Here is a 12673-nt window from a genome sequence, read left to right on the forward strand (position 1 = left end):
CCACTTGCGCAGCAGGATTGAGGGCGCGAGGCCGGATGACAGGCGTGGTGCTTGGCCTGAATTGCGGGCATGACGAAACGCCAAGCGGGGCTCGGGTCAGGCAGGAGATGACAGGTTCAGACAGCGAGGGCGTGGCGAAAGGCTTCAGGCAGCGTGAAGCGAAGTCTTGCAGGGGCTTGCGAGAGCTTGAGGTAGAGCATTGCACAGCAGACGGGATGATGCGGACATTTCACGAGCAGCCACTTTCAGTGCCCTGAAATGGAGGCGGCCCCATCAGCCACATCCCGGCACACGCGTCAGCCACTACCGTTGCTCCCTTCCGGGCCTGGCGGGGTTTGCAGCCTAGCATTGCGGGAGGACCGACAGGGCCACCACAAATATGATCATTCGGTGAACTACCGAGCCAATCGCTTGAACTTCAAGCACTTGGCGTGATCAAGGCGCACACTATAACAGCGCATCGCCGCCCTCACAAGGGGAGATCACGCCGCGGGCTATTGCGTCGCCTCACGCGCTCGGCGGTGACGGAAATGACGCGCCATCACCGGTAGCAACAGCATCAGGACGATCAGGCGCAGAAGGTGATGGAAGGCGACGAAGATCGGGTCGAGATCGAGCGCCACCGCCAATAGCGCCATCTCGCCGATACCGCCGGGCGCCAGGGCGAGGAAAGCCACGTCACGCGGCACGCCCATCAGCTGATGGATCAGCTCGGCAAAGCAGCCCAGCACCGACAGCGAGATCAGGGTCGCCACGCCCGACTGGCCCATCACCCCGACCAGCACCCGCGGCGTAAGGCCCTTGAAGCGTGCCCCGATGGCGCAACCCAGCACCAGCTGCATGACATCGGTGCCCCATACCGGTGGCGAGAAACGCACCACGTCGCCAAGCGACAGCACCAGCGCCAGCAACAGCGGCGCCAGCAGCGAGGCATTGGGAATGCGCAGTCGCCTGGCCAGGGGCAGCAGAATTGGCAACACCGCGATCAGCCACAAGCCGCTTACCGCCACATCGCTGCCGATGCCGGGCGTGCCCGCCGCGCCTTCGAGCACCCAATAGAGCGGCGGCAGAATCATGATCACCAGCAGCACCCGCAACGATTGCGCCACCGCGATGCGCTGTGGATCACCACCGATGCGCTCGCCGATCACCACCATCGCCGTCAGCGCGCCGGGCACCGAGGAGAACCACGCACTGGTGGCGTCAAAACCACAGCGGCGATACCAGGCGGCGCAGGCCAGCGTCGAGGCCCACACCCCCGCCAGCAACAGCAACGCCGACAACCACCAGCTGGAGAGGTGCGAGACCAGCTCCGGCGAGACGCGCGCGCCCAGCGTCAGACCCAACACCCCCAGAAACAGGTTGCGCAGCCGGTCCGGCACACCAAGCTTCAGCCCGGCCATCGCGCCCAGCAGGTTGGCGACCAGCGGCCCCAGCATCCACGCCAGCGGCATGCCGGTGAGCTGGAACAGCCAGCCGCCCACCACGCCCAGCGCCAGCGAGGTCAGCAGCGGTCTGAGCGGCGTGACAGCCGTGAGCCAATGGGCTGGCGAGAGACGAGAGGCGCGCGCCTTGAGGCGCTGCAATAGCGGAACGGATGGCATGCTGGCTTCCTTGTCAGCGACACGAAACAGGCCACCAATGATACGCTGGCGCAAGCGCCATTGGCTGCCTGTTTGAGGCAATATTGCGCCTTCAAGTGGCCATTGCAGGTCGCAGACCGGCCCTATGCCTGACTCTCACCACTATTGTCGCGTACCTGACGCGCCCTTGCGGAGCCCGGATGACTTCTCCCGACTCACTCCCCTCAGCGGCTGACGATTCAGCGGCTGACGCTTCAGCACATGGCCCAGCCACCGCACCGCCCCCGGCCCTGCTGCTGGTCGAGGACGACGCCCTGCTGTCCAGCACACTGTGCAGCGTCTTTTCCGCCGAGGGCCTTGCGGTCACCCACCTGGCCGACGGCGCCGCGGCGCTTGCCCGCCTGGCGACCCACCACGATCACGGCTTCGCGCTGATCGTGCTCGACCTCAACCTGCCCGGCGCTTCCGGGCTCGAGATTCTCGCCGCGCTGCGCCAGCACGACCGCCAGACCCCGGTGCTGATTCTCACCGCGCGCGGCGCCATCGAAGATCGCGTGCGCGGGCTCGACCTGGGCGCCGATGACTATCTTGCCAAGCCCTTCGTGCTCGATGAGCTGGAAGCCCGCGTGCGCGCCCTGCTGCGCCGCCATGCCACTCTTCAGGCCAGTCAGCAGGCCAGCCAGCAGCCGGCGCCCTCGTCTGGCATCGCCCCACGCCTGACCCTGGGCAGCCTGGCCTTCGAGCCACTCAATGCACGCTTTCTGCTCGCCGATGCCCCGCTGGCGCTGCCGCCCCGCGAACAGCGCCTGCTGGGTTGTCTGATCCAGCATGCCGGCGAGCCGGTGGACAAGGCGCGCCTGACCCGCGAGGCCTTCGGCGAGGAGGAAGCCGTGGGCGACAACGCCATCGAGGTCTATGTGCACCGCCTGCGCAAGCGCCTGGAAGGCAGCGACGTCAATCTGCGTACCATCCGGGGCCTTGGCTATCTACTGGAACAGACCACGGACGGCAGCGCTTGAATTCCGCACCCTCACCACGCCCACAGACAGAGGCAAAACGCAGCATCAGCCTCTATCGGCGCCTGCTGAGCTGGCTGCTGCTGCCCCTGCTGGCGCTGGGCACCCTGCTGCTGGTGCAGGCCTTCCTGTCGGCGCGCGAGGCAGCGGACCGCGCCTACGACCGGCTGCTGGAAGCCTCGCTGGTCACCATCGCGGAGCAGGTCAAATGGCAGGACGGCCAGCTGTGGCTCGATCTGCCGCCCGCCGCGCTCGAGATGCTGGCCACCGACGCCCAGGAACGCGTCTTCTACAGCCTGGTGGACGCCGATGGCGAGCAGGTCACCGGCAATACCCACCTGCCGGATGCCAATCGCGCCGCCGAGGGTCGCCTGGCCCCACAGGAATCGCTCGGACGCAGCGGCGAGCTGTCATTTCGCGATATCGCCTGGCAGGGACAGGCGCTGCGACTGGGCAGCCTCGATACCCGGCTGGGCGGCTGGGGCGATGACCCGCGCCACGGCCAGCGCTACAGCATTCGCGTCGCCCATACCCGCGAAGGGCGAGACACCCTGACGCGTGAGCTGTTCAGTGGCTCGCTGGTGCGTCTGGCGGGCATGGCCACGCTGGCACTGCTGGTGGTGCTGATCGGTGTACGGCTGGCGCTGTCGCCGCTGACCCGCCTGCGGCGCGCCATTCGCGAACGCGACTCGCGCAGTCTGGCGCCGCTCAACCTGCCCCTGCCGCGCGAGCTCGAGGAACTCAAGCACACCATCAATGACCTGCTGGCGCGCATGCGCCGCGTGCGCGCCAATCAGGAGCGCTTCATCGGTGATGCCTCGCACCAGTTGCGCACCCCGCTGGCGGGACTCTCCGCTCACGCCGAGCTGGCACTGCGCCAACAGGACCCCAGCGCCTGGCATGCCGCGCTGGGCCAGATGCAGGCCACCGCCAGCCATACCGCCCATCTGGCCAATCAACTGCTGTCGCTGACACGCCTCAACAACCCGGAGGTGCAGCCGCCGCGCGTGCCGCTGGAGCTGTCGGCGCTGGCGCGCGCCACCGTCAGCCGCCTGTTCCTGCGCTGTGATCGCGCCGGGGTGGACCTCGGCCTCGAGATCGCCCCGGACATCGATGGCGCCGCCTGGACGCTGGGCGTCGAGTGGCAGCTCGAGGAGGCACTGGCCAACCTGATCGACAATGCCTGCAAGCACGGCGCGCGCACCGTCACACTCACCCTGAGCCGGATGACGGCGCCAAGCGATGCCACGTTCACGCAACCGGACAGCGCCGCACTGGCGGGCCGCTGGCGGCTGAGTGTCGAGGATGACGGCCCGGGCATCGACGCCGAGCGGCGCCTGCTGGTACTGCGCCCCTTCCACCGCAACACCCAGCCCGACAGTCATGATCAGGCGCCGGCGCAGCAGCCCGATGAGCTCAAGCATCACGAGGGAGCCGGACTGGGGCTGGCGATCGTCGATGGCATCGCGCGACATCACGATGCGCGCCTGACGCTCAGCGACGCGACAGCACGCAGCGTGACGCAGGCTGCTGATCCTGCCTCCCGCACGGACGATGCAATCCTCGTAGCCGACGCAAACGACGCAGAGGAGACAGGCGCGTCCTGCGGGCTATGCGTCAGTCTGCATCTGGCGCCCTGTGCAGCGCCTGAGGTGAGAGTGGATGGGGAGGATGAATCAGCACAGGCCGGCAAGCCTGCGAAGACAGGAGGCACAGCATGCTAACGAGACGACCGCCAACCGGGCGGCAGCGTCCTGACAAACGCTGTTCTGACAATCACGGTCCTGACAATCACCGCCCGGATCATCACCGCCCGGGCAGACAGCGATCTGGACGGCTGACGGTCTGCCTCGTGCTGGCCGTGCTTGTGAGCCCCTTTAGTCAGGCGGCAACCAAGGCGGCGTTCGATCCGCTGCTCGAAGAGCACCAATCGCTGTGGTTGCAGGGTGGCCAGCCAGTCACGCCGCCCGCGCCTGACAGTGCTGCCAGCCACGCGGCCGACCTGACGATTCACGCCGCCCTGGACCTGCCCGAGATTCGCCCGCTGCTGCTGCGTTACAGCCGCCAGCATCCTGAGCGAGTGCTGCACTACGTCAATCGCTCCGCCTTGGGGCTTGAAGCACAGTACCTGCAGGCGCCGCTGACACCGCAGGCCGATCTGATGATTTCCTCGGCCATGGGGCTGCAGTACCGACTCGCCAATCAGGGCCACGCCCTGGCACTCGAGGCCCCCAATCTGGCCGCCTGGCCGGCCAACTCACGCTGGCGCAATGAGCTGTATGCGATGAGCTTCGAGCCGATCGTGATGGTGGCGCGACGTGATGCGCTCAAGCGTCTGGCGGACCTCGACGGCCTGCGCAATCCCCGCGATGTGCTGCGCAGCCATCGCGACTTCTGGCACCTGCTCGAGACGCGCCGCGAGCAGCTGCGCGGCCGCATCATCAGCTACGACCCGCGCCGCAGCGGCTCCGGCTTCACCTATGCCGTGTCCGACGCCCGTCAATCACCGCGCTACTGGACGCTGGTGCGCGCCATGGGTCAGGCCGATGCCAGGCTGGTCAGCACCACCGGCGCCATGCTCGAGGCGCTGGCCAGCGGCGAGGTGGACATCGCCTACAACCTGGTCGGCCCCTACGCGGTAACCTTTGCCCGCGCCCATCCGGAGCTGGTGGTGATCGTGCCGGAAGACTACGTGCTGATTCAGCGCCGGCTGGCCTTCGTCCCCCAGCAGGCGCCTCATCCCGAGGCCGGTGAAGCCTTTCTCGACTGGTGGCTGAGTCTGCAAGGCCAGCAGGCGGTGGCCAGCGACAGCCAGCTGGGCGCGCTGCACCCCGAGGTGCGTGGCGAGGGCAGCGCTCAGCATATGCGCGAGCAGCTGGGCGATGCGCTACGCCCGATCGAGATCGGCCCTGGCCTGTTGGCGACACTCGACCGCCTCAAGCAGGCCAGTTTCCTGAGTCGCTGGGTGCTGGAATTCGAGGCCCCTGCTCCCTTTGCCGGTGAGACGAGCCAGGGTCAGGGGCAGGGGCAGATTCAGGGTCAGGAGCAGGGGCAGGCCCCGTCAGCCACGCAGCCCGAATTGAACCAGTGATGCGTGGCGTCAGGGCTGGCTAGCCCCTCCCGTTCTGTAAACGCACTGGAGAGCCCATCACGCACAAGGCGCCCCGCGGGGCGCCTTGTGCGTGATGCCATGCGGCATTCAATGAGATGAGCGAGAGGGTTCAGCGTCAACGACCGCCGGCATCTCCGCCGCCGTCACCGCCATCGGCGTCCGGTGCGGCCTCGCGCAGCCCGGCGTCCTCACGGCCTGCCAGACCCTCGGCGGGCTTGCGACGTGCGATCAGCGCACCACCTTCCCGGTGCTCGCTGCTCTGATACTCCGTGCTTTCCCCCTCGCTGCTTTCCGGTGAGCCGCTGGCGGGGCGCAACGGCTCCGCCGAGGCGCTGCGCTGCTCGACGAGACGCTCGGTGCCATCGTCGCGATGCAGCCAGACATCCATCTGCTGGAAGGCAACCTTGAGGCCATGCTCACGGAAGCGTGCATCTACCCAGCGATTGATCTCATCGGTGGCGTAGAGGCGATCGGTCAGGTCATTGACGTAGATGCGCAGCTCGAAACCGAAGTTGTCCTGGTTGTAGGTCAGGCAGAACACCAGCGGCTCCGGGTCCTTGAGCACCCGCCTGTTTTCCTGGGCGGCCTGCATCAGCAGACGATGCGCCAGATCCAGATCACTGCCATGGGCGACACCGAAATTGAGCACCACCCGCGTGACGTTGTCCGACAGCGACCAGTTGATCAGCTGGTCGGTGACGAACACCTTGTTGGGGATGATGATCTCCTTGCGATCGAAATCCGTCACCGTGGTGGCGCGGATCCGGATGCGATTGACCGTGCCATGCAGGTTGCCGATGGTGATGGTGTCGCCGATGCGCACCGGGCGCTCGAACAGGATGATCAGACCCGAGATGAAGTTGGCGAAGATCTCCTGCAGACCGAAGCCCAGCCCGACACTCAACGCCGCCACCAGCCACTGCAGCTTGTCCCAGCTGACGCCCATGCTGCCCAATGTCATCACGAAGCCGGTGGCCATGATCACGTAGGACAGCAGCGAGGTGATCGCGTAGCTGGAACCCTGCTTGAGCTCGAGCCGCGACAGGATCGAGACCTCCAGCAGGCCCGGCAGGTTGCGCGCCATCATCACCGCCACGGCGAGGGTGATCATGCCCGCGATCAGGTCCGCCAGCGAGATGGGCGTCGCCGAATCGCCCTCGACGGAAGCGGCGATTTCCCACACCACCACGCTGTCGAGATAGCTGAGCACATTGAGCAGATCGGCCCACACCACATAGAAGATCGACAGGAAGCTGATGACCAGGATCAGCTTCGAGAGACGCAGTGACTGGGAGTTGACCTGCTCCATGTCCAGCGGCGGCTCTTCCACCACCTCGACACCGCCTTCGGCGCCCTCCTGCACCTGGGCGCGGCGACGCGCCACGGCGCGACGATAGGCCAGACGCCGCGCGGCGACTGCCAGCCCGCGCACCACGGTGGCTTCCACCAGAATCCAGGCCCCGAACAGGAAGATGGTGGTGATGAAGCGGCCACACAGACGCAGCGCGGTGTACTCGTAGCCGAGGCAGATCAGCACGCCCAGCGCCACCGGCACCAGCGCCATCGCAAGGCCCAGAATCAGTCGGAACAGCTTGAGGCCGAAGAAGGGGACATGCGCCAGAATCAGTCGCGACAGGCAGAAGCTCATCGCCATCAGGCCCACGAACAGAATGGCCAGCCCCAACGGGCGCTCGAGCAGATTGAGGTCCGCCTCGCTGATGATGTTGGTGGTCAGCACCACCGGCAGCAGCGCGAAGCCCAGCCACCAGATATGGCGACGCAGCTCCGCCACGTAGTTGGCCGGCCACTGGAAGTGACGCTCGGCGACGCCGTCCTTGACCAGCAGGCGGCGGAAGATGGCGAAGATGCCCCACGCCAGCGACAGCTTCAACAGCGCCTGACCCAGCGCCCACAGCATGATGCCCTCGCCCAGCGACAGCACGCCGCCAATCAAGGCCAGTGCCAGCGCGCCGGGGATGGCCAGCAGGACGTTGAGCAGAATGGCACGCGGCGTATGCAGCTGGGTGTCCTGCTTCAGGCGCCCTATCTGGGCGTGCAGGTCCGCCAGGCGCGCACGGATGCGCGAACGCTTCCAGGTGATGAAGATCAGCAGCAGCAAGCCCGGCAGCGCCACCCACAGGTCACTGAGCTGAAAGCCCTTGGACAGCCCCGCCACCACGCCACGCCAGACGTTGGGCCTGAGCTCCTCGGCGAGCATTTCCGGGGTACGCGACAGCCAGTCGAGATCCAGCGGCTTGCCGTTGGCGACCCAGAACAGCTGCTCCTCGATGGTCTGGCGCAGACGCCCTGACACTTCCAGCAGCTGCTGCTGGTTGAGCTGCAGGTCGATGGCGCGTGCCAGCAGGCTGTCGTATTCCTTGTCGAGCTTGTCGACCAGCTCCTTGCGCGCCTCAAGCTGACCGATCAACGCCTGACGCAGCTCGGCGCTGATCTGGCTGACATCGGCATTGCCGCCGGGGCGTTCCAGCGCCGCGGCCTCGCCCAGCACATACGAATTGAGATAGCCCGGAATATCGGCGAGCTGCTCACGCACCTTGTTGAGTTCGAACTGCTTGAGGCGCAGGTCGGCGATCTCTTCCTTCAAGTCCTTGCGCACATCGACCTGCGGCAGGCGACTCTGCTGCTCGCGCAGGATACGCGCCAGCAGGACGCTGCCCTTGATGGCCTCGATCTGCTCGCTCATGGTGCGCTCGACCTGGGTGACGCGATCAAGCTGGGTGCGCACCTCCAGCCCGTCGCGAATCACGGCGTTGACGCGATCGGTGATCGCCAGCAGCTGGCTGCTGAGCTCGCGGTTGCGGTTGAGCACCTGCTGGAAGATGGGGTTGTCGGCCAGCGCGGCATTCTCGCCACTGGTGGCATCGGCGATGGTCTGCTCGGACTGGTTGCGGCGCTTGTCGTTGACCAGCGTCTGGACCTGCTCCAGGTCCTGCTCCAGATTGGCGATCTGGCGGCTGTAGAGGGTCTTGCGCACCTGGGCCAGCTCACGCAGCAGGGAGCTTGAATTGAGCTCTGAATGGCTCAGCTCGCCACGCGTCTCGGCCAGCGCCAAGCGGGCCTCGATCAGATCACGCCCGGTGCCGGACAGGTCGGCATCGCCGCTGCCACCCAGCTGGGTCTGCAGGCGCTGCACCTGCTGCTGTGCATCGGCCAGGGTCGAGCGCGAACGCTCCGGGAGGCTCTGGGCATTGATCAGGCGCCGGTTGGTATCGGCCAGCTTGTCCTGCAGGTTCTGCAGCGAGTCGAGAATCGAGGTCATGCGCTTGTCCAGCGCCTCGACCGACTCGTCTTCCAGCGACGCGATGCTAGGCGGGGTGTAGTCCTGAGGCAGGCGCGCCAGCTCGGCCTGCGCCTTCGCCAACTCCGCCGGCGCCTCCTTGACCTCACTCTTGAGGGAATTCAGGCTGCTGGTGGCCTCGGCGAGGTCGTCGAGCACCGTCAGGGTATCCTTGAGGTCCGCGATGCGCTGACGGGTGTCGGCATCCGGTTTCTCGACGCTCTGCAGGTCTTCAAGCTGAGTCTGGACATCAGCACGCTTCGGGGCGTCCGCACTGGCCGTGGCCGGCACCCAGGCCAGCAGCACCATCAGCAGCAAGGCGCCTGCCAACATCATCAGTCTCAAGGACTTGTTACCTGTCACAGCTGTCTCCTCAATGGTCACCACCGCGCTTCTTCATCGGCTCTGCTGCCCCGCCAGGCCGCCGTCAGCCATGCAGGATGGCATCGTGACCGGCCGCAAACGCGGGCAAGGGCCGCATTGTCGACTGGCGCTGCATCCCACGCAATCCTTGTCGGCAAACGTCCGCCGGCGGCCGCTCAGCAAAGGATGAAGTGAAGATTGAACTAGAGAGTGAAGTGGAGAATGAAGCAAAGAGTGACGGGGCGAGAAAGCGGTGCTTGCAGGCCAGCGTGAGCGACATGCATCGTCGCATCGAGGCGACGCACCTGTCGGAATCTTCGTGCTGGAACCGGACACTGCGCCGCCAGTAGAATGGCAGACATGTCATGAACATTGCTCCATAATGCGCTGCTCCCCCGCCGCGGTGTAACCGACAGGATATTTCCATGCCCCTCCGCCTTGCCTCCATCGGATTCCGGTCCGTCCCTGCACGCCTCTCGGGAGTGCTGGCCACAGTACTGCTGGGTGCCGCCGCACCGGCAGCGGCCGACGTGCCCTACACCATGGATGCCGAAGGACGCGTGGTACTGGCCAACGGCAAGCGCTTCGCCCCCGAAGCACTGGGCATGACTGCCGCCCAGGCCCGCGCGGGTGCCATGAGCCAGGCTGACTGGCGCGAGCTGGCGGCCTCTGCACCGGGCACGGCGGACAGCGTCGAGAGTGACCCGCGTACCGAGCAGGTCTTCCTCTCCAATCGCGAAGACGCGGATTACGAGCGCTACTCGGCGGAAGCGGCCGAGACCGAGCAGGCACAAGGCCAGAGCGTCGATGCGCCCCTCGATGAAAGCCTGGCCCAGCAGCGCGCCAAGGAGCGTGTCGTGCTGGAGAACGACGCCGAGAAGAATCCGCTGGCCATCACCGCCTACAAGCGCAATTACCTGCTGCCCTGGGCCTACAACACCAACCCGGATGCCAACGGCTTTGCCGAAGTCACCCAGGAAGGCGAGGTGGACAAGACCGAGGTGAAATACCAGCTCAGCCTCAAGGTCGAGCTGATGGATGACATCTTCGGTGACAATGGCGATCTGTTCTTCGCCTATACCCAACGCAGCTGGTGGCAGGCCTACAACTCCGATGCCTCGGCGCCGTTCCGCGAGACCAATTACGAGCCGGAAGCCTTCCTGCAGTTCGACAATCGTTATGAGCTGTTCGGCTGGACCAATACCCGCAACCGCATCGGTTTCGCGCATCAGTCCAACGGCCGTTCCGACCCGCTGTCGCGCAGCTGGAACCGTGTCTACGCCGACATGATGTTCCAGAACGGCGACTGGGCCATCGCGGTCACGCCGCACTGGCGCGTGCCGGAGGAGTCCGACGAGGACGACAACCCGGACCTCTACAACTACATCGGCTACGGCGACATCACGGTCGGCTATACCTCCGATCAGCACGAAGTCACCTGGATGGTGCGTGGCAACCCCTCCAAGGGCAACTACGGCAACCAGCTCGACTACTCCTTCCCGCTGTTCGGCAAGGTACGTGGCTACGTGCAGTACTACCACGGCTACGGTGAGAGCTTGATCGACTACGACCACAGCGTGAATCGCTTTGGCCTTGGCTTCTCGATCAATACCTTCTTCGCCGGCTCGCCCGAGACCTGATCAAAGAGCTCTGATCAAAAAGTTCTGATGCAAGAGCTCTGATGACAGAACTCGCACGACCCTCCCGCAACGGGCAGCCCAGGCTGCCCGTCTTGCCATCTGCCCTCCGTATGCACCGCCCTCATGTGGACTGCCCATGTGGACTGCCCATGTGGACAAGGTGGCACGTCCATGATCCAGATCATGCCTCCCGCACGTGACATGGCGATATCGTGCTCTGTGCGTGTCTTGCCCTTGTGTTTGTCGCGTTCGACCCCCACGACTTGTGCATGACCACGCAAGACGCGTCATGACGACGTGCTGACGATGCTTGCAGAGAGTCTCGTGCAAGTGGATTCAGGTCATGCCCTGCCGCCTGCGGCGCCCCAGGGAAGAGAGAGTTCGAGAGTCAAGCGCAGACAACACCGCGCTCACCATTCGCGAAATCTGATTCGACATACGGGAAGGAGTTACACCATGGCTATGCAAAAGATCGGCGATCACACCACTTCCGCGACCGGTGCCAACACCGACCAGCTGAAGGAAGATCTGCGCCATCTGTCCCAGACCGTCGAGGAACTGCTGCACGCCTCGGCTGAAGATTCCCGCGAGAGCATGAAGGAAGCCCGCGCCCGCGCCCAGACTCGCCTGGAAGCCACCCGCGCCCGCCTCAGCGCCCAGGGCGATCGCCTCGCCGCTGGCGCGCGTGAATCCGTGGACTGCGCTGACCGCTACGTGCACGACAACCCGTGGACCAGTGTCGGTATCGGCGCGGCCGCCGGTGTCGTCGTCGGCATGCTGCTTGGCCGTCGCTGATGCAGGAGCAAGGGCCGGTTGAACGCGTACTTGGCGCCATCCGACGTCTGACTGCGAGCCTGGTCGAGAGTGGCGAGACGCGCTTGCGTCTCGCCGTGCTGGAGCTCGAGGAAGAGCGCGAACGGCTGTTCGTGATGCTGCTGCTGTCGGGTATCGCCCTGATGCTGATCTGCTTCGGCATCGGCTTGGCGATCCTGCTGGTGGTCGTGGCCTTCTGGGATACCCACCGCCTGCTGGCCATCGCCCTGAGCGGCGGTATCCTGCTGGCATTGGGGGGATTGATCGCCTGGCGCGTCAAGGTGATCGCTTCTCAGCGCAGCCTGCTGCGTTCCACGCTCAGCAACCTGAGCCGTGACAGCGACAGCCTCAAGGATGTGCGTGCCGACGCACTGGAACGCCAGCGCCAACGCGAAAACCTTTGATGCCCCGCCTGCCAGTGCCTGCCAAGGAGGCGAGATGAGTTCTTCCAGACAGTCCCTCGCGCGACGCGAGCCGGCGCTGCCCCCCGTAAAGGGGAGCGGACGCCGGTCAGCACATCCGCGTGACGCTCGGCGTGCGGAACTCGAAGCACGCATCAGTCAGCAGCGCCTCGATGTCAGCCATGCGCTGCGCGAACTCAAGGAGGCCACCGCCCCCATAGACCGCGGCTGGGCCAAGGTCCAGCAATACCGCGGCCCGTTGGTGCTGGTGGGCGGCCTGATCGCAGCGCGGGGCGGGTTCCGGCCAAAGAAGGGCCTGAGCCTGCTCAAGCGCGGGCTGATGAGCTGGGTGATGATTCGCCGTCTGAGAATATTGTTCGACAAATGATCGCGGCATTACAGCGAAAGCCCCGCCCCCTGAGAGTCAGGTGACGGGGCTTTTTTTGT

Annotated in this window: 9 protein-coding genes and 1 other RNA gene; 7 read left to right on the forward strand and 3 right to left on the reverse strand. The window is 65.6% G+C overall.

Features of this window, described 5'->3' with window-relative positions; genetic code table 11:
- Positions 1–268 precede the first annotated feature (268 nt).
- An RNA gene (gene ffs / locus AOG28_RS17530) (signal recognition particle sRNA small type) lies at positions 269–365 on the reverse strand.
- Positions 366–494: 129 nt separating this feature from the next.
- Entirely contained in the window at positions 495–1604 is a 1110-nt protein-coding gene (locus AOG28_RS05955) for an AbrB family transcriptional regulator (protein WP_082388408.1), read from the reverse strand.
- A gap of 179 nt (positions 1605–1783) precedes the next feature.
- On the opposite strand from AOG28_RS05955, the gene AOG28_RS05960 reads away from it, so the two are divergent.
- The 3 genes from AOG28_RS05960 to AOG28_RS05970 all read left to right on the forward strand — a co-directional run bounded on the left by AOG28_RS05960 (position 1784) and on the right by AOG28_RS05970 (position 5690).
- Positions 1784–2602, forward strand: a complete 819-nt coding sequence (locus AOG28_RS05960; RefSeq protein ID WP_082388352.1) for a response regulator transcription factor — start codon at positions 1784–1786, stop codon at positions 2600–2602.
- Positions 2599–4323 carry a sensor histidine kinase gene (locus tag AOG28_RS05965; RefSeq protein ID WP_235506958.1) on the forward strand — a complete coding sequence of 575 codons (1725 nt, stop codon included), beginning with the start codon at positions 2599–2601 and terminating at the stop codon, positions 4321–4323. Before AOG28_RS05960 ends, AOG28_RS05965 begins: the two co-directional genes overlap by 4 nt.
- A gap of 128 nt (positions 4324–4451) precedes the next feature.
- Positions 4452–5690 carry an ABC transporter substrate-binding protein gene (locus AOG28_RS05970; RefSeq protein WP_054555635.1) on the forward strand — a complete coding sequence of 413 codons (1239 nt, stop codon included), beginning with the start codon at positions 4452–4454 and terminating at the stop codon, positions 5688–5690.
- A 136-nt stretch (positions 5691–5826) separates the two neighbouring features.
- On the opposite strand, the gene mscK is transcribed toward AOG28_RS05970, so the two are convergent.
- A complete protein-coding gene (gene mscK, locus AOG28_RS05975) occupies positions 5827–9372 on the reverse strand; it encodes a mechanosensitive channel MscK (RefSeq protein ID WP_235506959.1) in 3546 nt (1181 codons plus the stop codon).
- 425 nt (positions 9373–9797) lie between these two features.
- On the opposite strand from mscK, the gene AOG28_RS05980 reads away from it, so the two are divergent.
- The 4 genes from AOG28_RS05980 (at position 9798) to AOG28_RS05995 (ending at position 12614) form a co-directional block, all read left to right on the forward strand.
- A complete protein-coding gene (locus AOG28_RS05980) occupies positions 9798–11012 on the forward strand; it encodes a phospholipase A (protein ID WP_234368106.1) in 1215 nt (404 codons plus the stop codon).
- Between the two features lie 456 nt (positions 11013–11468).
- Positions 11469–11807: a DUF883 family protein gene (locus AOG28_RS05985; protein ID WP_082388358.1), complete on the forward strand. Its 339-nt coding sequence runs from the start codon at positions 11469–11471 to the stop codon at positions 11805–11807.
- Complete coding sequence (locus tag AOG28_RS05990; RefSeq protein ID WP_043333873.1) at positions 11807–12229, forward strand: phage holin family protein; 423 nt, start codon at positions 11807–11809, stop codon at positions 12227–12229. Before AOG28_RS05985 ends, AOG28_RS05990 begins: the two co-directional genes overlap by 1 nt.
- Before the next feature lie 34 nt (positions 12230–12263).
- Positions 12264–12614, forward strand: a complete 351-nt coding sequence (locus AOG28_RS05995; RefSeq protein WP_054555637.1) for a YqjK-like family protein — start codon at positions 12264–12266, stop codon at positions 12612–12614.
- Positions 12615–12673 lie beyond the last annotated feature (59 nt).

It is taken from the genome of Cobetia sp. UCD-24C (assembly GCF_001306765.1).
GTDB lineage: Bacteria > Pseudomonadota > Gammaproteobacteria > Pseudomonadales > Halomonadaceae > Cobetia > Cobetia amphilecti.

Coding starts and splice junctions, on each gene's coding strand:
- AOG28_RS05955 (WP_082388408.1), bottom strand. CDS start 1,604: ATGCCATCCGTTCCGCTATTGCAGCGCCTCAAGGCGCGCGCCTCTCGT.
- AOG28_RS05960 (WP_082388352.1), top strand. CDS start 1,784: ATGACTTCTCCCGACTCACTCCCCTCAGCGGCTGACGATTCAGCGGCT.
- AOG28_RS05980 (WP_234368106.1), top strand. CDS start 9,798: ATGCCCCTCCGCCTTGCCTCCATCGGATTCCGGTCCGTCCCTGCACGC.
- AOG28_RS05985 (WP_082388358.1), top strand. CDS start 11,469: ATGGCTATGCAAAAGATCGGCGATCACACCACTTCCGCGACCGGTGCC.
- AOG28_RS05990 (WP_043333873.1), top strand. CDS start 11,807: ATGCAGGAGCAAGGGCCGGTTGAACGCGTACTTGGCGCCATCCGACGT.
- AOG28_RS05995 (WP_054555637.1), top strand. CDS start 12,264: ATGAGTTCTTCCAGACAGTCCCTCGCGCGACGCGAGCCGGCGCTGCCC.